The organism is Citreicella sp. C3M06, from assembly GCF_018860705.1.
GTDB lineage: Bacteria > Pseudomonadota > Alphaproteobacteria > Rhodobacterales > Rhodobacteraceae > Salipiger.
Window position 1 is genome coordinate 61,530 of sequence record NZ_JAHKQA010000047.1, and the last position, 18,388, is coordinate 79,917.

General features: G+C 65.9%; 18 protein-coding genes. 6 read left to right on the top strand and 12 right to left on the bottom strand.

From position 1 onward, the window contains the following. Nucleotides 1-9: 9 nt before the first annotated feature. On the bottom strand, nucleotides 10-1,080 hold the full coding sequence (locus KO516_RS10585) for an ABC transporter ATP-binding protein (RefSeq protein ID WP_216003758.1): 1,071 nt from the start codon (nucleotides 1,078-1,080) through the stop codon (nucleotides 10-12). A 185-nt stretch (nucleotides 1,081-1,265) separates the two neighbouring features. On the opposite strand from KO516_RS10585, the gene KO516_RS10590 reads away from it, so the two are divergent. Then, complete coding sequence (locus tag KO516_RS10590; protein WP_216003759.1) at nucleotides 1,266-1,589, top strand: PRC-barrel domain-containing protein; 324 nt, start codon at nucleotides 1,266-1,268, stop codon at nucleotides 1,587-1,589. Between the two features lie 107 nt (nucleotides 1,590-1,696). Here the strand turns inward: KO516_RS10590 and KO516_RS10595 are convergent, their stop codons facing one another. From KO516_RS10595 to uxuA, 5 genes are all read right to left on the bottom strand, one after another. After that, on the bottom strand, nucleotides 1,697-3,004 hold the full coding sequence (locus tag KO516_RS10595) for a TRAP transporter large permease (RefSeq protein WP_216003760.1): 1,308 nt from the start codon (nucleotides 3,002-3,004) through the stop codon (nucleotides 1,697-1,699). Then, entirely contained in the window at nucleotides 3,001-3,495 is a 495-nt protein-coding gene (locus tag KO516_RS10600) for a TRAP transporter small permease (protein ID WP_216003761.1), read from the bottom strand. The genes KO516_RS10595 and KO516_RS10600 overlap by 4 nt, the downstream gene beginning before the upstream one ends. Before the next feature lie 88 nt (nucleotides 3,496-3,583). Then, nucleotides 3,584-4,579 (bottom strand): TRAP transporter substrate-binding protein, encoded by a 996-nt coding sequence (locus KO516_RS10605; RefSeq protein ID WP_216003762.1) that lies wholly within the window; start codon nucleotides 4,577-4,579, stop codon nucleotides 3,584-3,586. A gap of 156 nt (nucleotides 4,580-4,735) precedes the next feature. After that, on the bottom strand, nucleotides 4,736-6,226 hold the full coding sequence (locus KO516_RS10610) for a mannitol dehydrogenase family protein (RefSeq protein ID WP_216003763.1): 1,491 nt from the start codon (nucleotides 6,224-6,226) through the stop codon (nucleotides 4,736-4,738). Further along, nucleotides 6,223-7,440 carry a mannonate dehydratase gene (gene uxuA, locus KO516_RS10615; RefSeq protein WP_216003764.1) on the bottom strand — a complete coding sequence of 406 codons (1,218 nt, stop codon included), beginning with the start codon at nucleotides 7,438-7,440 and terminating at the stop codon, nucleotides 6,223-6,225. Before uxuA ends, KO516_RS10610 begins: the two co-directional genes overlap by 4 nt. A 112-nt stretch (nucleotides 7,441-7,552) precedes the next feature. Between uxuA and KO516_RS10620 the strand changes: the two genes are divergently transcribed. The 3 genes from KO516_RS10620 (at nucleotide 7,553) to KO516_RS10630 (ending at nucleotide 9,925) form a co-directional block, all read left to right on the top strand. Next, the gene (locus KO516_RS10620) at nucleotides 7,553-8,260 is read left to right on the top strand and encodes a GntR family transcriptional regulator (protein WP_252737528.1); all 708 of its coding nucleotides are present in this window, start codon (nucleotides 7,553-7,555) and stop codon (nucleotides 8,258-8,260) included. Then, complete coding sequence (locus KO516_RS10625) at nucleotides 8,257-9,474, top strand: AGE family epimerase/isomerase (protein WP_216003765.1); 1,218 nt, start codon at nucleotides 8,257-8,259, stop codon at nucleotides 9,472-9,474. Before KO516_RS10620 ends, KO516_RS10625 begins: the two co-directional genes overlap by 4 nt. 127 nt (nucleotides 9,475-9,601) lie before the next feature. Then, nucleotides 9,602-9,925 (top strand): hypothetical protein, encoded by a 324-nt coding sequence (locus tag KO516_RS10630; protein ID WP_216003766.1) that lies wholly within the window; start codon nucleotides 9,602-9,604, stop codon nucleotides 9,923-9,925. Between the two features lie 197 nt (nucleotides 9,926-10,122). On the opposite strand, the gene KO516_RS10635 is transcribed toward KO516_RS10630, so the two are convergent. From KO516_RS10635 to KO516_RS10660, 6 genes are all read right to left on the bottom strand, one after another. Further along, entirely contained in the window at nucleotides 10,123-10,839 is a 717-nt protein-coding gene (locus tag KO516_RS10635; RefSeq protein WP_216003767.1) for a GntR family transcriptional regulator, read from the bottom strand. A gap of 178 nt (nucleotides 10,840-11,017) precedes the next feature. Then, complete coding sequence (locus KO516_RS10640) at nucleotides 11,018-12,532, bottom strand: aldehyde dehydrogenase (NADP(+)) (protein ID WP_216003768.1); 1,515 nt, start codon at nucleotides 12,530-12,532, stop codon at nucleotides 11,018-11,020. A gap of 2 nt (nucleotides 12,533-12,534) precedes the next feature. After that, nucleotides 12,535-13,269: a ribonuclease activity regulator RraA gene (locus KO516_RS10645; RefSeq protein ID WP_216003769.1), complete on the bottom strand. Its 735-nt coding sequence runs from the start codon at nucleotides 13,267-13,269 to the stop codon at nucleotides 12,535-12,537. A gap of 41 nt (nucleotides 13,270-13,310) precedes the next feature. Further along, nucleotides 13,311-14,837 carry a tripartite tricarboxylate transporter permease gene (locus tag KO516_RS10650; RefSeq protein WP_216003770.1) on the bottom strand — a complete coding sequence of 509 codons (1,527 nt, stop codon included), beginning with the start codon at nucleotides 14,835-14,837 and terminating at the stop codon, nucleotides 13,311-13,313. Then, nucleotides 14,838-15,320: a tripartite tricarboxylate transporter TctB family protein gene (locus KO516_RS10655; RefSeq protein ID WP_216003771.1), complete on the bottom strand. Its 483-nt coding sequence runs from the start codon at nucleotides 15,318-15,320 to the stop codon at nucleotides 14,838-14,840. A 71-nt stretch (nucleotides 15,321-15,391) separates the two neighbouring features. Continuing rightward, a complete protein-coding gene (locus tag KO516_RS10660) occupies nucleotides 15,392-16,396 on the bottom strand; it encodes a tripartite tricarboxylate transporter substrate binding protein (RefSeq protein ID WP_216003772.1) in 1,005 nt (334 codons plus the stop codon). Nucleotides 16,397-16,644: 248 nt separating this feature from the next. On the opposite strand from KO516_RS10660, the gene KO516_RS10665 reads away from it, so the two are divergent. Both KO516_RS10665 and KO516_RS10670 read left to right on the top strand, forming a co-directional pair. Beyond that, the gene (locus KO516_RS10665; RefSeq protein WP_216003773.1) at nucleotides 16,645-17,646 is read left to right on the top strand and encodes a Gfo/Idh/MocA family protein; all 1,002 of its coding nucleotides are present in this window, start codon (nucleotides 16,645-16,647) and stop codon (nucleotides 17,644-17,646) included. 22 nt (nucleotides 17,647-17,668) lie between these two features. Further along, on the top strand, nucleotides 17,669-18,364 hold the full coding sequence (locus KO516_RS10670; protein WP_216003774.1) for a FadR/GntR family transcriptional regulator: 696 nt from the start codon (nucleotides 17,669-17,671) through the stop codon (nucleotides 18,362-18,364). Nucleotides 18,365-18,388: the final 24 nt, after the last annotated feature.

Below are 18,388 nucleotides of genomic sequence, written 5' to 3' on the forward strand. Positions count from 1 at the left end.
GAGAAAGTATCAGGCGGCGGCGGGAAGCACCCAGCCGTCGCGCAGGGCGATGGTGATCCGCTGGCCCTGCGTCAGCGACGCGGGCGCAGGAATGTTGAGTGTGAACGGAATGTCGGCGCGCGGCCCGGCCATGACCTCGGCGCGCAGGAAGGCACCGCGATAGCTGGCGCGGATGACATGGGCGGGGATGCCCTCGGCCTCGGGCACAAGGTGCAGATCGCCGGGATGAAAGCTGACCCGCGCGCGGGGTTGGGCGCGCTGATCGGGTCGACAGCGCAGCGGCGCGTTGCGCCCGAGCAGCTCGGCGCGGGCGCGCCCGGCGCCCATCGGCTCTAGGCTGCGCACGTCGATGACGCGGCCCTCGCCGATGAAATTCGCCACGGTCTCATCGGCCGGTTCGCTATACAGCGCGCGGGGCGCGGCGAATTGCAGGATGCGGCCCTTGTCCATCACCGCGATGCGATCGGCGAGGGCCAGCGCCTCGGATTGATCATGGGTGATGTAGAACATGGTGGCGCGCGATTGCGCATGGAAGCGGGCGAATTCCTCTTCGAGCGCGGCGCGCAGATGCACGTCGAGATTGGCCAGCGGCTCGTCCAGCAGCACCACCCGGCTTTGCATCGCAAGGCAGCGCGCAAGGGCGACGCGCTGGCGCTGACCGCCCGACAGATCGGCGGGGCGGCGATCGGCCAGCGGGCCAAGCTCGACGGTGTCGAGCACCTTTGCGACCCGCGCCGCGCGCTCGGCCTTGGCCAGACCGGCGATCTTCAGCCCGTAGGCGACGTTCTGCGCCACCGTCATATGCGGCCACAGCGCATAGTTCTGGAACACCACGCCGATGCCGCGATCTTCGGGGGGCGTATGGCGCCCCGGGCTGGAAACGGTCCGCCCACCAACGGCGATGGTCCCGGCGGACAGGCGTTCGAACCCGGCGAGACAGCGCAGCAGTGTGGTCTTGCCGCAGCCAGACGGCCCCAGCACGGCGACGAATTCGCCCTCGTTGATGGCCAGTGACACGTCGTGCAGCACCTGTGTGTTGCCGAAACGTTTGCCAAGAGTATCGATGCGAATGTCGCTCATCTGCCGGTCCTGTCCAAGGCACTGCACAGCTGTGCAGTCGCGGCGACAGATGCCCCGCCGAGTTAAAACCGGCGCGACAGTTTGCTGAAGCTTTCATGACAGTTGGCGGCTTTGCGGTGTCAGGTGGAACCTTGACGCCGCGCATCGGTTGTAGGGGCAGAGACATCCAGAAGAACGGAGATCACATGACCCGCACTATCCTTCCCGCGCTCGCCCTTATCCTTGCCGGTGGCGCTGCCACAGCTCAGGGCCTGAACGTCGATCTGCTGCGCTCGGTGGATGATATCGACATCATCGGCCCTGATGGCAATCAGGTCGGCGAAGTCGAGGATATCCTGATCGATGCCGACGGCGCGCCGGTGGCTGCTGTTATCGAAGTTGGTGGCTGGCTCGACATCGGCGACGAGGACGTGGTCATTTCGCTGAGCGAGCTGACCTATCAGAACGGCGCCTACACCACCACCATGACCAGCGACATGCTCGAGACCCTGCCCAAGTGGGACGACTGAGCCGGATGCCTACGGATTGCACTGGCCCGGCATGACCCGCTGACGATGCTTGCCAATAAAAACGCGCCCCCGGCCGGAACCGGGGGCGCGTCTGGGCGTGGGGGAGGTTAAACCGCGCCCGGCATGAGCTTGCGTGGGAGCCACAGCGCAAGCTCGGGAAACAGGATCACCAGCAGCAGGATGATCAGCATCGGGATCAGGATGATGATGACGTCGCGCATCACCTTCATCACGCTGATCTCTCCGATCGCCGCCGAGATCAGCAGGCACAGCCCGTAAGGCGGTGTCACAAGGCCAAAGGCCAGCGAGATGATGCCGATGATCGCGAAGGTCACCGGGTGGATGCCCGCGGTGGCCGCCACCGGCATCAGAACGGTGCCGAGGATGATGATCGTCGGGATGGCGTCGATGAACAGGCCGAACAGCAGGAACAGCAGCGCGATCAGCAGGCCGGTTTCGAACGGCCCGGCTTCGAACATGGTCAGCCAGCCGACGATGAGGCCCGGCACCTTGTAAAAGGCCAGCAGCCAGCCAAAGGCCGTCGCGGTGCCGATGGCGAACAGCGAGATCGAGGCAAAGCGCCCGGTGTCGTAGAAGATCTCGCCAAGCTGGCTGAAGCTCACGGTGCGATAGACGAACAGCCCGAGGATCATCGAATAGAACGCCGCGATGATGGCGCTTTCGGTCGGGGTCACGATGCCGCCTATGATGCCGCCAACCACAAAGATCGGGGTGAGCATCGCAAGGATCGCGCCTTTGAACGCGCTCCAGAAGCTCGACAGGGTGGGGCGGTCGCTGATCGGGTAGCCGTAAATCCGGGCGTAGACATAGACGGTGCCCAGCAGGGCAGCGCCGATCAGCAGCCCCGGAATGGCACCGGCAAGGAACAGCCCGCCGACCGAGATCTGCATGACCCCGCCCCAGACCACCATCAGGATGCTGGGCGGGATGATCACCCCCATCACCGACGAACAGGCGGTGATGGCGACGGCAAAGCGCAGATCGAAGCCTTCGCGCTTCATCGCCGGAATCAGGATCTTGCCGCAGCCCGCCGCATCGGCGGTCGAAGAGCCGGAAATGCCCGCGAACAGCATCGAGACCATGACGTTCACATGGCCCAGACCGCCCGGCATCCAGCCGGTCAGCACCCTAGCGAGGTTGATCAGCTTGTCGGTGATCTGGCCTGAATTCATCAGGTTCGCCGCCAGCAGAAAGAACGGCACCGCCAGCAGGATGAAGGAATTGTAGGACTGGAACATGCGGTCCAGCAGGATGAACGGGGTCAGGCGCAAATCAAGCAGCACCACCGGCACCGTGGCCAGCCCGAGGGCAAAGGCAACGGGCACGCGCAGCATGACAAGCAAGAGGAAACCGCCCACGAGCAGGGCACAGGCCAGTGCGGTCGAGACGATCATTGTGCGGCGCTCCTTGCATCGCGATAGGTGGCGACGGCTTGCGCCAGCCGGTAGGTTGCAAAGATCGCCCATGCGGCGCCAGCGATGGGCACGGACACATGGGTCAGCGCCATGTTGGCGTTCATCATCACCGAATGCTGGATCGCGCCGAATTTGGTGTATTCGATGCCGTAGATTGCAAAGATCGCGCCGAAGATGATCAGCAGCACAAAGACAAAGCCGTTCTGGATCAGCGTGCCAAGCGGAGAGGTCGCGTCCGGGATCACCAGCACCGCGAAATGCGTCCCGTCCCAGACCGCGATCATCGAGCCGATCATCACGACCCAGACGAAGATGAAGGTCGCCAGCTCTTCGGTCCACAGGTAAACGGGGATGATGCCGGTGTAGCGCGCCAGCACCTGCGCCGCGACGGGGATGGCCAGCGCCATGGTGAGGATGCCGATGATCACCCTCAGACCAAGGCAGAACCGCTCGAGTATCTTGCCGATCATGTCGTATTGCCTTTGTGTTCAGCGGCGAAGCTCGCCGGGGCAGGGGCAATCGCGCCGGGGAAATGCCCGGCGCGACCGGTCTTGCGCCTTACTTCGCGCGGATCGCGCTCAGCAGCTCGGTGGCGCCGAGCTCTTCGGCATAGGCGTCCTGCACCGGAACCACGAGATCAAGCATCGCATCGCGGCCCTCGAATTCGGTGACGGTGATCTGGCCCGCGTCGACCATCTGCTGCAGCTTCTCGCCGTCCTCGCGGCTTTCCAGCTCGCGGCCATAGGCACCGGCGGCGGCACCGGCATCAAGCACGGCCTGCTGCAGATCCTCGGGCAGCTTGCGGAAGGTCTTGCCGCTCATCACCACGGGGCGCACGGTGATCGTGTGCTTGGTCAGCGTGACGTTCGGCGCGACCTCGTAGAACTTGAGGTTCTGGATCGACGCGGCCTCGTTTTCGAAACCGCCGATCACGCCGGTCTGGATGGCGTTATAGACCTCGTTATAGGCGATGGCCGAAGGCGCCGCGCCAAGCGCCGAAAAGATCTTGGCCTGAATCGGCGCGCCCATCACCCGCATCTTGTGACCGGCCAGCTCGTCCATGTTGGAAATCTCGCCGTCGGACACCAGATTGCGCGTGCCGCCCCCGGCATAGCCGATGACCTTGATGTCGGCCTTATCATAAAGCTCGTCTTCAAGCGGCTTGAGCACGTCCGAAGACAGCACGGCGTTCCAGTGATCGAGATCGCGGAACAGGAACGGCATGTCCATCAGCGGGATCGACGGTGCAAACACCGCCATGTTCGCCGGGGCCATCACCGCGTAATCAATCGCGACGCCCTGCTGCAGGAAGGTGACGAAATCGCTCTCGTCGCCCAGTTCACCGTTGAGGTGCATCTCGAATTCCAGCTCGCCGTCGTAGTTTTCGGACAGCTGCTTTTCGAATGCGCGCAGGGTCTTGGTGTAGGCGTGCTGTTCGTCGAACATGCTGGCGCCGCGCAGCGTGATCTCTGCCGAGGCCGCGCCGGTCAGGCTCGCGGTTACGGTCGCGGCAAGCGCGATGGCCTTCGCAAGGCCCGTTGCTTTGATGGTCATGGAGTTCCTCCCTTTGGAAAAGTCTGGCAGTCCGTTGGCTGCCGGTTGTGCCCTGTCTGGCCTGTCCCTCCTCAGGATACAGCGCCGGGCGGTGGTGAGCATTCTAGTATACCAGATCAGTCTTTGACGCGACGCACAATCGTTTTTGCCCCTGTTTCAGACGTGACTGTAAGTGTTTGCGCTCGCAGCTTCCTGTTCCACACAGGCAAGGCTACCCTGTTCAAGCGCAACCGTCAGTATCTCTTCGATGGCGGCGCGCCAGTCCGGGTTCTTGCCCAGGGTTTCGGGAATCAGTCCGGGCAGGCCATGCAGCGCGGCGGACAGGCTTGCGGCGTCGGGCTGCTCGGGCAGGGCCGCCTTGATCTGGGCCGCGCGCGGGTCGCGCAGCTCGTAAAGGGTGCCATCATCCTGCCGCCCGAGGCAAAAGCGCATCCACATCGCCGCCGCAAAGGCAAAGGGGCGCAGCGGGCGGCCTTGCGCAATGGCCAGCAGCGCCGGTTCAAAGATCCGCTGCGGCAGTTTCTGCGTGCCATCGGTGGCGATCTGAAAGGTCTGATGCGCGATCGACGGGTTGGCAAAACGCTGCGCCAGCGCCTCGGCATAGGCGTCGAAGGGGGCGCCGGGCAGCGGGTCGAGCAAGGCCGCCGCGGCCGCCATATGACGCCGGACCAGCGCCGCAAGCGCCGGGGTCTGCATGACATCGCGCACGTAGGTGCAGCCGGTCAGATGCCCGGCATAGGCCAGCATCGAATGGCTGCCGTTGAGCATGGTCAGCTTCATGCGCTCGTAGCCCGCCACATCCTTGACGAACAGCGCGCCGCCCGCGTCCCACTGCGGGCGACCGGTTGGAAAGCTGTCCTCGATCACCCATTGCACGAAAGGTTCGGTCTCGATGGCGGCGCGATCCTCGCAGCCGGTCAGCCGCAGCGCCTCGCTTGCGGTCTCGGCAGAGGGGGCCGGGGTGATCCGGTCGACCATCGAGCAGGGAAAGGCGATGGTCTGTGCGATCCACTCGGCAAGGGCATCGCCGCGCGCCGCGCGGGCAAAGCCGATTACGCCGTCGCGCAACACCACGCCATTGGCCGGAAGATTGTCGCAGGACAGGATGGTCAGCGGCAGATGCCCGGCCTCGCGGCGCAGGCGGCTTGCCTCGACCAGCAGGCCAAGCACGCCGCGCGGCGCCTCCGGCGTTGCAAGATCGGCGGCCACCGCCGGGTCAGCGCGGTCGGGCGCATGGCTGGCCAGATCGATACCATAGCCTTTTTCGGTGACGGTGATCGTCACGATGCGGATTTGCGGGGCGCAAAGCGCGGCGAGCGTGGCGGCGGGGTCGGCGGCGATCACCCGGCTTACGGCGCCGATGATCCGGGCGCGGCTGCCCGAGGCATCGCGTTCGATCACCGTGTAGCGCGCATCCTGCGCGTTGATCTCGCGCGCAATATCGGCAGAGCGCAGGCTGACGCCGACGATGCGCCAGTCTGCGGGGGCTGCGGCCAAGGCATCATCGGTGTACACCGCCTGATGCGCCCGGTGAAACGCCCCGAAGCCAAGATGCACGATGCCTTCGCCGCGCTGCTCGGGATCATAGGCCGGCGCCTGCACCAGCGGCCCAAGCGCGGCCTTGGTGCCAAGTCTTGCGGCGCTCATTGGATGGTTCCTTCTTGCGGGTGGCTCAGCGCGGTCATGATGCCGCGCAGCTCTGCCAGCCCCTTGAGCCGCCCGATCGCCGGATAGCCCGGCTGGGTGCGCCGGGTGAGATCGTCGAGGATGTTCTGCCCGTGATCGGGGCGGAACGGGATCGACCAATCGGCCCGGCCTGCTTCGCGGCGCTTGCGTTCCTGGCGCAGCACGGCGGCGACCAGCGCCACCATGTCGGTGCCGCCGCCCAGATGTTCGGCCTCGTGAAAGGAATTCACCGCGGCGTCGCCTTCGATGCGCACGTTGCGCAGGTGCAGGAAATGCACGTGATCGCCAAGCCGGTCCATCATGCCGGGCAGATCGTTGTCATGACGCGCGCCAAGCGAGCCAGAGCACAGCGTGATGCCGTTTGCGGGCAGATCCGCCATGTCGAGCAGGGCGCGATAATCCGCTTCGGTCGACATGATGCGCGGCAGCCCAAGCAGCGGGAAGGGCGGATCGTCGGGGTGGCAGCACAGCCGCAGGTTCAGATCCTGCGCAACGGGGGCGATTTCGGCAATGAAATCCGCCATATGGGCGCGCAGCCGCTCTGGCGCGATATTGGCATAGACCGCAAGCCGGGCGCGCAGATCGTCCAGTGTCAGGTGTTCGGCGGCGCCGGGCAGGCCGCTGACGATATTGCCGGTCAGCGCGACCTTGTCGGCATCGGTCATGCCCGCATGGCGGCGTTCGGCCTCGGCGACCACGTCTTCGGCAAAGCTCTCGGCGGCGCCGGGGCGCTGCAGAATGTGGATGTCGAAACAGGCGAAATCCACCAGATCAAAGCGCATGCAGGTCGCGCCGCCCGGTAGCCGATGCGCAAGGTCGGTGCGGGTCCAGTCGATCAGCGGCATGAAATTGTAGCAGACCACCTCGATCCCGGCCTGTGCCAGATTGCGCAGGCTTTGCTTGTAGGTGTCCAGATGTTCGCGCCAGTCGCCGGTCTGGCGCTTGATGTCCTCGGAGACGGGCAGGCTTTCGACCACATCCCAGCGCAGGCCCGACGGGCTGCCGTCGTGCAACTGCGCCACGTCGGCCTGACGCTGCGCAATGTCCTCGGGCTGCCAGAGCGCGCCGGGCGCGATCTGATGCAATGCCGACACGATTCCCTCGACCCCGGCCTGCCGGATGTCATCGATGGAAACCGGGTCATTTGGCCCGAACCAGCGCCATGTTTGTTGCATTGCGTCTTTCCTTCCCTCGTGCAGGCGGCGTCGAATTGTCGGTCAGCCTTGCACAAAGATTTCTAGTATGGAAGTATGCAAGCTGTCAAACCCGATCTTGAAAGGACGCGGCATGATGCCCGGCATTCCGATGATCCAAACCGCCGAAGGCGCCGTTTCCCCGCAGGTTTACGGGCGGCTGCGCGAGCGGATCGTGCGCGGGGCGCTGGCGCCGGGGCAGCGGCTGTCTGAAACCGAGGTCGCGGCAATCTACGACGTGTCGCGCCAACCCGTGCGCGAAGCCTTCATCCGTCTCGCCGCCGAGGGGTTGCTGGAGATTCGCCCCCAGCGCGGCACTTTCGTGCGCAAGATCTCGGTGGCGGCGGCGCTGACCTCGCGGCTGATCCGCGAGGCGGTCGAGGCAGACCTCGTGCGCGCCGTCGTGGCGCGCCGCACCCCCGAGATCGAGGCCGAGCTGCGCGATCACATCGCCCGCCAGCAAGACATTGCATCAACCGGCAGGCCGGCGGAATTCATGATGCTGGACGAGGCGTTTCACCGGGCGCTGGCGCAGGCCGCCGGGGCGCCGGATGTCTCGACCTATCTCGAGGCGCTGAACGTGCAGCTGAACCGGGTGCGCCACATGACCGCCCGCGAATTCGCGCCGGATATTCTGGTGGCGCAGCACAGCGCCATTGTCGATGCCATCGCGGCAGGCGACGCCGACGCCGCCGATGCGGCGATGCGGCGCCATCTGCGCCAATTCAATCAGGATCTGCCGACCATCGTGCAGAGCTATCCCAACAGTTTCGACGATATCGAGGCATTGAAGACCGAATGACACATGATCTGACGCTCGGGGCCGTTGCGCCCCAGACCCTGCCCGCCGATGCAGACCCGGCCGCATGGGTCGACTGGTACTGGTGCGAGGCGCTTCCGGCCTGGGTCGAAGCGGCCCGCGCGCCGGGGGCCATCGGCTTTCACGATGTGCTCGACGAGCGCGGCGCGCCGACCAACCCGCGGCGGCGCACCATTCTGGCGCAGGCCCGGCTGTTGTTCGCCTTTTCCCACATTGCCCTGCAAAGTGGGGCGCCGCGCTGGCACGGCGCGGCGCAGATCGCCCGCGACGCCGTGGCGGCCTTGCGCAAGGCGCCCGGTCTTTATTGCCTTGCCCGCAGCGAAACCGAGGCGCCCACCGGCGATCCCGCCGATGAGGTGATGCGCAGCTACGATCTGAGCTTCGTGATCCTTGGGCTGGCCACATGGGGGCGGCTGTCGAAAGAGGATGTGTCGGGCGAGCTCGAGGCCTGCTGGCGCGCGGTTGAAACCGTGCTCACCGATCCGGCCACGGGGCTGATGCTGGAACATGATGCGCTGAGCGATCCAGCGGCGCCGGATGCGCCGCCGCGCGCGCAAAACCCGCATATGCACCTGTTCGAGGCCTGCCTTCAGGCCTTCGAGATGACCGGCGCGCCGGACTGGCTGCGCCGCGCGGGGCGGATGCGCGCCAAGGGGCTGGAGTATTTCTTCGACGATGAGACCGGCACGATTGCCGAATTCATCGCGCCCGACCTGTCGCCGCTGCCCTCGCCCGAGGCAGAGCGGCGCGAGATCGGCCATCAATGCGAATGGGCGTGGCTGCTGCTGCGCGAGGCCGATCTTGGCGGCGATCCGGCCTCGCGGCAGATCGCGGCGCGGCTGCTGAGTTTTGCCGATCGTGTCGGATATGAAAGCAGCGGGCCGATGGCCGGTGCCGTCTTTGACGCGGTGTCGGCGGATGAGACGTGGCGCGAAGATCGTTTCCTGCTCTGGCCGCAGACCGAGGCGATCAAGTCCTGCGCCGTGCGGGCACAGGACCCGGTGCAGGCGGATCGGGCGCGAGCGCTGGCGGGGCGGATGTTCCGCAGCTTCTTTGCCGGGCGCTGCCATTACGTGAACCAGCTCGACCAGCAGGGCGGGGTGATCTGGCCTGAGGCGCTGTCGCGGCTGCAATATCACACGGTGCTGGCGCTGACCGAAGGCGCGCGGGCGGGGCTGTGGCGCGGCCCGGCCTGAGCATCGCTGCGCGCCGGGGCTAACCTGCATCCTGTCTTCACATTTCCTGCAAACCGGCTGCACCGGATGGTGCGACTGGCGGGCAGGGCACCGTCTGGTGCCGCATCATAACGTGGAGTCCCATCCGATGAGTCAGAACCCTGTCCGCCCCGCGCGCCTCTTTGCAATCATTGCCCTTGCGGCGGCCAGCCTGACGGCGCTGCCGGTGAGCGAGGCCCGGGCCGATGCCTCTGACAGCTGGGTGCAGCTCGCCCAGTCGGGCGAAAAGCCAGCCCGCCCGCCCAAAGAGGCCATCGATGCCTGTTCGGGCAAGAGCAACGGCGCATCCTGCAAGGTTTCCGGCAAGGATGGCAAATCCATGAGCGGCACCTGCAAGGCGCCGGATTCCAAGGCTCCGGCAGCCTGCGCCCCGGAAGGGGCCCCGGCGGGAGGCGCCCCCAGCAAAGGCTGATCCGCCAACAACGAACGTCCTTGTGGCCCTCTTCGCCAGAGGAGAGGGCCGCTTGACCGGCTGGTTTCGCGCGCCGCCATGATGCCGCTCCGCAGACCGGCGCGCCGGGATTCGCGGGCGCCGATTGCGATCAGAGCAAACCTGCACAGGCAGGCCGCGATGCCCCCTCCGGAAGGGGGCTCAGCGCTCCGGCAATGTTACAGGGGCCGGGCCGGTGCCTGTGGCTCTTCATCCGGATCGAAATAGGCGCTGTTCTTCTCGCGGATCGCCGCGATGGTCGAATCGAGCCGCGACAGGTGCAGCTTGCCGGCCGCGACCGCCGCATCGGGGTCATGGGCGATGACGTGACGGGCGATCGCCGCGTGATCCTCGATCAGAAGCGGCATGCCGCGCTCTTTGGACAATGCCAGCATGCACAGCCGGTCGAGTTTCGATTTCTCGCTCCGGATCACGTCGAAGGCATATTCCGTGCCGGCAATTTCGCACAGCAGCCTGTGAAAGTCGTAATCCATCTGTCCGAATGCGTCGAAATCCGCGTTCTCCATCAGCGCTTTTTGCGCCGTGATCGCCGCGTCAAGCGCTGCGGCTCCGGCGCTGTCGCAATGGGTTGCGGCGCGGCGCAGCACCTCGGCCTCGATCGTGGCCCGCACGAAACGGGCTTTTTCGATGGTGCGGTTCGAAAAGCGTTTGACCTCGGTCGCCTTTTGCGGCCGGATCAGCAGAAGATCCATGTTGGCAAGGCGGGTGAAAGCGTCGCGCACCGGCTGGCGCGACACGCCGAAACGGGTCGCGATCTCGGCTTCGGAGATCTTGCTGCCGGGCAGCAACCGCAGGGAGACAATCTCTTCATATAGATGGCTGGTGACGATATCGACGCCGGTGCGCCGGTCCCAAGTCTTGGTCATATCTGCCATTTAGCTCTCCTGATAGCGTCTCATAGCCACAAGGTCTGATGAAATCCAGACGTCAGAAGGCTCGGTGTTGCGCCAGCGCCAGGGCGAAGGCGCTTTTGGCACAGGGCTTGCAAAAAGGCCCGGCGCCACCTTGGGGGGACGCCGGGCCTGAGATCAGAGCGATGCCGGGGCGTCGCCTTTAGCGCAGATCCTCGGGCAGCAGCGCCGCAGGGATGTTCTGGTAGCACACCGGGCGCAGGAAGCGCCGGATCGACAGGGTGCCGACCGATGTGGCGCCAAAGTTGGTCGAGGCCGGGTAGGGGCCGCCATGCACCATGGTATCAGACACTTCGACGCCGGTGGGGTAGCCATTGGCCAGCACCCGTCCCGCCATCTTTTCAAGCACCGGCAGCAGGGTGCGGCCAAGCTCGGTGTCGCCATCGTCCAGTTGCAGCGTCGCGGTCAGCTGGCCGACAAAGCTGCGGGCGATCTCGTCCATCTGCGCCGCATCCTTGACGCGCACGATCAGGCCAAGCGGGCCAAAGACCTCTTCGGCGAGCGCATGATCCGCCAGCCATGCCTCTGCCGAGACCTCGAACAGCTGCGGCAGCGCGGCCCGGCCTTCGCAGGGCTTGCTGAGCAGCGTGGTCACCCCGGCGCTGGCCGCAACGCGGGCGGCGCCATCGTCAAAGAACGACGCCATGTTGTCGGTGAGCATGGTCTGCGGCGCGGTGGCTTTGAGCGCGGCAACGGCCGCGTCGCGGAACGCATCGGCCTCGGGGCCGTCGATGATTACGGCAATGCCGGGGTTGGTGCAGAACTGCCCCGCGCCCATGGTCAGCGATCCGGCCCATGCCTTGCCGATGTCGGCGCCGCGGGCGCTGGCCGCCTGCGGCAGCACGAACATCGGGTTGACGCTGCCAAGCTCGCCGTAGAATGGGATCGGCTCGGGGCGGGCGGCGCACAGATTGAAAAGCGCGCGACCCCCGCCGAGGCTGCCGGTGAAACCAACCGCCTTGATGCGCGGGTCTTGCACCAGCGCTTCGCCGACAGCGCGGTTGCCGCCCTGCACGAGGCTGAAGATGCCCGCATCCATGCCAAGCTCGGCAATGGCGGCGGTGACGGCATCGGCGACGATCTCGCCAGTGCCGGGATGCGCGCCATGGCCCTTGACCACCACCGGGCAGCCTGCGGCCAGCGCGGCGGCGGTGTCGCCCCCGGCCACCGAGAAGGCCAGCGGGAAGTTCGACGCGCCAAACACCGCGACCGGGCCGATCGGGCGCTGCATCATGCGCAGGTCGGGGCGCGGCAGCGGTGCACGGTCGGGCAGCGCCGCATCGAAGCGACGATCCAGATAGGCGCCGTCGCGGATATGCGCCGCGAACAGGCGCAGCTGGCCGGTGGTGCGGCCACGCTCGCCCACAAGGCGGGCCTCGGGCAGGCCGGTTTCCGAACTGCCGACGGCGGTGATGGCATCGCCGCGCGCATCGATCTGATCGGCGATGGTTTCAAGCAGCACGGCGCGCCGCTCGCGGCTGGTGGCGGCAAAGCCTTCAAAGGCGGCATGGGCAGCGGCGCAGGCGCGCGCGACCAGATCGGGGCTGCCAGAGGAGAAGGCCGCGCCCATGCCGGTGGCCGGCGACGAGGAGAAGGTCGTGTCCGAGGTCACGCGCTCGCCGGCAATCAGGTGGGATCCGTGGAAGTGATAGGTCATGTTCAGCGTCCCGTTCGCTCACGCCATTCGGCGTATTTGGTCAGGTTTTCTTCGTCGGTCGCGGGGTAAAGGCCGATGATCCCGGCCCCGCCCTCGACTTGCTCGAGCACGAAATCCTCGAAGGATTCCATGCCGGTGCATTCCTCGGCGATCTCGTCGGCAAGATCCGCCGGGATCACCATCACGCCGTCGCCATCGCCCAGCATCACATCGCCCGGAAACACCGGCGCATCGCCGCAGGAGATCGGCACGTTGATGTCGATCGCCTCGTGCAGCGTCAGGTTGGTGGGCGCAGACGGGCAGGCGAAATAGGCCGGCATGTCCAGCGCGCCGATGCCAGCGGCATCACGCACCCCGCCATCGGACACCACGCCAGCAGCGCCGCGCTTGGCAAGGCGGGTGATCAGGATCGACCCGGCAGTGGCGGCGCGGCTGTCCTTGCGCGCATCCATCACCAGCACATGCCCCGGCGGGCAGGTTTCGATGGCCACGCGCTGCTTGTGCTCGCGGCTGCGGAAGGCGGTGATCGGGTTGCGGTCTTCGCGCGCCGGGATGTAGCGCAGGGTGAAGGCCTGCCCCACCATGGTGACCGGCTTGCGCTCTACCGGCACCACGCCTTGCACGAACTGGTTGCGCAGGCCGCGCTTGTAAAGGGCGGTCGCAACCGAGGCGGTCGAGACCTTCATCAGCTTGTCCCGCGTTTCATCGGACAGGATGTAGTCTGCCTGGTCTTTCATTTTGGGGTCCATCCTTCGATAGGGGGGTAAGGGTTACGGGGTCAGTGCGTCTGATTGACGGGCGGCGTGGCGGGTTTGCGGCGCTGGCGCACCGCCTTGTAGATCGAGACCGCCCAGAGCAGCAGCACGCAGACCCCGAGGGTGGCCGCGATGGGCCGCTCGAAGAAGGCGAGCAGATCGCCGTTGGACTTGATCATCGAGGTCATGAACATGCGCTCGAACATCGGCCCAAGCACCAGCCCGAGGATGATCGGCGCGACCGGCACGCCGTTTTCCTCAAGGATCCAGCCGGTGATGCCCATGCCCAGCATGATGACGATGCCGAACACCGAGTTGGTCATTGCAAAGGCGCCGACGATGCACAGGCTCATGACGATGGGCAGCAGCACGCGCGAGGGCACGCGCAGGGTCTGCTTGGCCACTTTCACCGCGCCCCAGCCCAGCGGCACCATCATCAGCGTGGTCAGCACGAAGATCATGAACACCGCGTAGATCAGCTGCGGGTTCTGCAGGAACACCGTCGGGCCGGGGTTCATGCCCTTCATGTAGAGCACGCCGATGACGATGGCGGTGACGCTGTCGCCGGGGATGCCGAACACCAGCGCCGGGATCCACGAGCCACCGATGGCGGCATTGTTGCCGGCAGAGGCATCGACCAGCCCTTCGACATGGCCGGTGCCGTATTTCTCGGGGGTCTTGGAGAATTTCTTTGACACCGCATAGGACATCCATGCGGCGATATCGGCGCCAGCGCCCGGAAGCGCCCCGATCAGCACGCCCATCAGCGAGCCGCGCATGACGTTGGTGGGATGGCGGCGGATGATGCCGCCGACGCCCTTGAACAGCGGGCCGGGCGTGACGCGCATCTCGGTCGGTGCCGCGCGGCCATGCAGGCGGATGACGCCGCGCATGACCTCGGCCAGCGCAAACAGCCCGATCATCGCGGGGATGAATTCGATCCCGGCCAGCAGGTCGGTCATCCCGAAGGTAAAGCGCGGCACGCCGGTGGTCGGGTCAAGCCCCACCGTCGCCAGCGTCAGCCCCAGCAGCAGCGCGACGGCCGCTTTCAGCGGATCGCTCGAGGCCACGAAGATGGCGCAGGACAGGCCCAGCGTCGCCAGCCAGAAATATTCGTAAGAGGTGAAGCGCAGGGCGAATTCGGCCAGCATCGGTGCCGCGACCACCAGCACCGCGATGCCGATCAGCCCGCCGATGCAGGACACTATGAGGTTGGTCCCAAGCGCCTCGTTCATCTTGCCGCGCATGGTCAGCCGGTAGCTGTCCTCGACATAGGCGGCAGAGGCCGGTGTGCCGGGAATGCGCAGCAGTGCGCCGGGGATGTCACCGGCAAAGATCGCCATGCTGCTGGCCGAGACGATGGCCGCCAGCGCCGGGATCGGATCCATGAAGAAGGTCAGCGGCACCAGCAGCGCCGTGGCCATGGTGGCGGTCAGCCCGGGCATGGCGCCCACGAACATGCCGAAGGCTCCGGCCAGCAGCGCGGTCAGCAGAACTTCGGGTGACATCACCAGAAGGAAGGCTTGCGAAAGAATATCGAGTCCGGGCATTTACAGCACCCCGTCCAGAAAGCCGCGCGGCAAGGGCACGCGCAGAAGGTCGACAAACAGCCACCAGCAGACCACCGTTGTCGCCAGAGCGAGCAACAGCGCCTTGATGGCGGACAGGCGCAGCACCAGAAACAACACGCTTAGCCCGATCACCGACACCGGCAGGAAGCCCAGCATCGGAGACAGCCAGATCTGTGCCAGAATGTTGCCGAGCACGGCAAACAGCGCCGGGGCACCGCCCTCGCGCAGGTCGGGAACCAAGGCGAACGCCGGCCCCGCGCCGCCAGCCGCGCTGCGCCGCAACCGCAGCTCGCGCAGCATCATGATGGCGCCGCACAGGATGAAGCCCACCGCAAGGATCGACGGCAAAAGCGCCGCGCCGTAAGGCTGGCCCTGAAAGGACGGAAACTGCGACGCCAGCCACAGCACCGCGATCCCGAGCAGGACGAAAAAGCCGCCCAGCAGAGCGTCGGAAAGTTTCATGGAGTCCCCCCGGGGTCATTCAGAACGGGCGACCGGGCCGCGGGGCCCGATCGCGCTGCATTGGATGGCGATCAGCCGGGCTGCTTGATCAGGCCGGCGGCGGCCATGGTCTCGCCCATCTGCGCGTCGGCGTCGGCCATCATCTGGGCGTGTGCCGCCGGGTCGAGATAAGAGATGTTGAAGCCGCGCCCGTTCATGAATTCGACGAATTCGGGGTCGACCACGATCTCGGCCAGCGCAGAGGATACCGCGTCGGCGGCCTCTTGCGGCATGTCCTTGGGGCCGCAGATGCCGCGCCATGTGGCAAGGGCGAAATCGGCGGCGCCGGTTTCGATCAGCGTCGGCACATCCGGGTGGCTCGAGGCGCGCTCGGAGCCCATCAGCGCGACGTTGACGGCGCGGCCAGCGTCGACCATCGCCTTGGTCTCGCCCAGAGACACGGTCACGATGTCGATGCCGCCCGCGATCAGATCCTGCATCGCCGGGGCCGAGCCTTCGGAGGGCACCCAGATCACGTGGTTGCCATCAAGCCCGAGCGATTGCAGCCAGCCCACCAGCGCAAGGTGCCAGATGCCGCCCTGCGAGGTGCCCGATGCCTTGAACGTGCCCGGCTCGGAATTCACCACGGCTTCGGTCAGGCTTTCGATGTCCTGATAGTCGCTGTTCGACGATACGGTGATCGCCGGGCTGTCGGCGTTCATCAGGCCAAGCGGCGTGTAATCTTCGTGGGTCAGCTGGGTCAGGCCGAGGTGATGCATCATCGCGATCTCGACCGTGACAACGCCAAGGTTGTAGCCATCCGCCGGAGCGGTGGCGATGGCCGAGTGACCGATGACGCCAGCGCCGCCAGTGCGGTTGACCACGGTGATCGGCTGGCCAAGGCGCCGCTCGAGCAGCGCCGAGATCATCCGTCCGGTGGCATCGGTGCCGCCGCCCGCACCCCAAGGCACGATCATCGTGACCGGGCGCGTCGGGTAATCCGCGGCCAAGGCCGGACCGGCCATCAGGCCAAGCGCCGAAACCGATGCGGCACCAGCCAGAAAGCCCCGGCGCGAGGTATTATAAGAATCTGTCATGTCATCCTCCCATGGATCACGTGCCCGGCTTGGGCAAATTGGACGGCCCGCTCTGTGTCCTCGCGCGGTCCGGCCAGTTTCATACCGCCGCAGCCAAAGCTCCCCCTCGGCTGCGACAGGCGTCGCACACCGCCGGCTGGAGACTCTCCGTTCGGCGATATTTGTAAGGATGTGTCACATGTCGCCTTGATATGTCAAGACTAGTATTCTAGTACTCGCTGAAAGAACGGTTCAGGGGAGGTCCGGCAATGGGCTACGACAGGCTCAAGGTTGCAATCACGGGTGCGGGGGCGATCAGCCAGTTTCACCTCAAGGGGTGGCAGGCGCAGCAAGGCGTCGAGATCGTGGCGATCTGCGATCCCGACCAGAGCAAGGCAGAGCAGCAGGCGGAGGCCTTCGGCATCCCCGAGGTGTTCACCGACATGGTGCAGATGCTGGACGCCACCCGCCCCGATGCGGTCGACATCATCACCCCGGTCGGCAGTCACGCGCCGCTGGTGCGGCTGGCGGCGGATCGCGGCGTGCATGTGATGTGCCAGAAGCCGATGACCCCGACGGTGGCCGAGGCCGAGGCGCTGATTGGCGATGTCGGCGAGCGGGTGCGATTCATGATCCACGAGAATTACCGCTTTCGCCCGCATTACGCCGAACTGGCGCAGCGCATGGCTGCGGGGCAGGTGGGCCGGTTGCGCCACGCCCGCCTGACGGTGCGGGCCTCGGCGGTGCTGGACTATCCGGGCAAGCAGCCGTTCCTGCTGGGCCGTCAGCCCTATCTTGCCGATTTCCGCCGCCTGCTGGTGTTCGAGGTGCTGATCCACCATCTGGATGCGCTGCGCGCCATTCTCGGAGAGATGCGCGTCGAAAGCGCCACGCTCGACCGGATGAACCCCACGCTCAAGGGCGAGGACGTGGCGCTGATCCAGCTGCGCTCGGACGACGGGGCGCTGGTGGTCATCGATGCCGATATTGCCGCGCCCGGTCATCCGCCGCTGCCAGCGGACCGGCTGGAATTGCTGGGCGAAACCGATACGCTGATCTATGATCGCGACCGCATCACGCTGCTGTCGAGCCCCGATGACGTGTCGCTGCATGACCTTGCCGCGAATTATCAGGCCTGTTTCACCGGCGCTGTGACGGATTTCACCGAAGGGCTGCGCAGCGGACGGGCGTTCCAGACCGATCGGCTGGACAATCTGAAGACGTTGCGGCTTATGGAAGACATCTATCGCGCGGCGGGTGTCGCGATCTGACCCCGCCAAACAGGAGGAAACGGTGACCGACGCCGGGAAACCATCGCTGGCCGACCAAGTCTACGATCAGCTCTTGGCGCGGATCACCGACGAAACCTACGAGCTGCACAGCCGCCTGCCCAACGAAGAGGCCCTGCGCCACGAATTCGGCGTCTCGCGCCCGGTGGTGCGGGCGGCGCTGGCAAGGCTGCGCAGCGATGGCATGATCCAGTCGCGGCGCGGCTCTGGCAGCTATGTCATCCGCCGCCCCGACAGCAAGGTGGTCAGCTTTGTGCCGCTTGGCTCGATCACCGACATCCAGCGCTGTTATGAATTTCGCATCGACGTCGAGGGGGCGGCTGCCGGATGGGCGGCGCGGCGGCGCACCGACGACGACCTCGTTCAGATCGAGCAGGCGTTTCAGGCGCTGGAAACCACCTACAACGACAAGCAGCCCGGCATCGACGCCGACCAGCGCTTTCACCTTGCGGTGGCGCGGGCGACGCACAACCTGTTCTTTGTCTCGACGCTGGAATCGCTGCGCCAGCAGATCGCCTTCGGGGTGGAGCTGTCGCGCTCGCTGACCATGCTCGATGCGCCGCAGCGGCAGGAACGGGTTCTGGCCGAGCATCGCGCGGTGATCGAGGCGATCCGGGCAGAGCAGCCAGTGCAGGCCGAGGCGGCAATGCGCGCCCATATCACCGCAGCCAAGAATCGCATGTTCATCGGGCAGGAATAGGCGCAAGCCAGCGGCCCCCCGAAA

Excerpts from the sequence above, each read along its gene's own strand:
- KO516_RS10585 (WP_216003758.1), bottom strand. The coding sequence starts at position 1,080 with ATGAGCGACATTCGCATCGATACTCTTGGCAAACGTTTCGGCAACACA.
- KO516_RS10590 (WP_216003759.1), top strand. The coding sequence starts at position 1,266 with ATGACCCGCACTATCCTTCCCGCGCTCGCCCTTATCCTTGCCGGTGGC.
- KO516_RS10595 (WP_216003760.1), bottom strand. The coding sequence starts at position 3,004 with ATGATCGTCTCGACCGCACTGGCCTGTGCCCTGCTCGTGGGCGGTTTC.
- KO516_RS10600 (WP_216003761.1), bottom strand. The coding sequence starts at position 3,495 with ATGATCGGCAAGATACTCGAGCGGTTCTGCCTTGGTCTGAGGGTGATC.
- KO516_RS10605 (WP_216003762.1), bottom strand. The coding sequence starts at position 4,579 with ATGACCATCAAAGCAACGGGCCTTGCGAAGGCCATCGCGCTTGCCGCG.
- KO516_RS10610 (WP_216003763.1), bottom strand. The coding sequence starts at position 6,226 with ATGAGCGCCGCAAGACTTGGCACCAAGGCCGCGCTTGGGCCGCTGGTG.
- uxuA (WP_216003764.1), bottom strand. The coding sequence starts at position 7,440 with ATGCAACAAACATGGCGCTGGTTCGGGCCAAATGACCCGGTTTCCATC.
- KO516_RS10620 (WP_252737528.1), top strand. The coding sequence starts at position 7,553 with ATGATGCCCGGCATTCCGATGATCCAAACCGCCGAAGGCGCCGTTTCC.
- KO516_RS10625 (WP_216003765.1), top strand. The coding sequence starts at position 8,257 with ATGACACATGATCTGACGCTCGGGGCCGTTGCGCCCCAGACCCTGCCC.
- KO516_RS10630 (WP_216003766.1), top strand. The coding sequence starts at position 9,602 with ATGAGTCAGAACCCTGTCCGCCCCGCGCGCCTCTTTGCAATCATTGCC.
- KO516_RS10635 (WP_216003767.1), bottom strand. The coding sequence starts at position 10,839 with ATGGCAGATATGACCAAGACTTGGGACCGGCGCACCGGCGTCGATATC.
- KO516_RS10640 (WP_216003768.1), bottom strand. The coding sequence starts at position 12,532 with ATGACCTATCACTTCCACGGATCCCACCTGATTGCCGGCGAGCGCGTG.
- KO516_RS10645 (WP_216003769.1), bottom strand. The coding sequence starts at position 13,269 with ATGAAAGACCAGGCAGACTACATCCTGTCCGATGAAACGCGGGACAAG.
- KO516_RS10650 (WP_216003770.1), bottom strand. The coding sequence starts at position 14,837 with ATGCCCGGACTCGATATTCTTTCGCAAGCCTTCCTTCTGGTGATGTCA.
- KO516_RS10655 (WP_216003771.1), bottom strand. The coding sequence starts at position 15,320 with ATGAAACTTTCCGACGCTCTGCTGGGCGGCTTTTTCGTCCTGCTCGGG.
- KO516_RS10660 (WP_216003772.1), bottom strand. The coding sequence starts at position 16,396 with ATGACAGATTCTTATAATACCTCGCGCCGGGGCTTTCTGGCTGGTGCC.
- KO516_RS10665 (WP_216003773.1), top strand. The coding sequence starts at position 16,645 with ATGGGCTACGACAGGCTCAAGGTTGCAATCACGGGTGCGGGGGCGATC.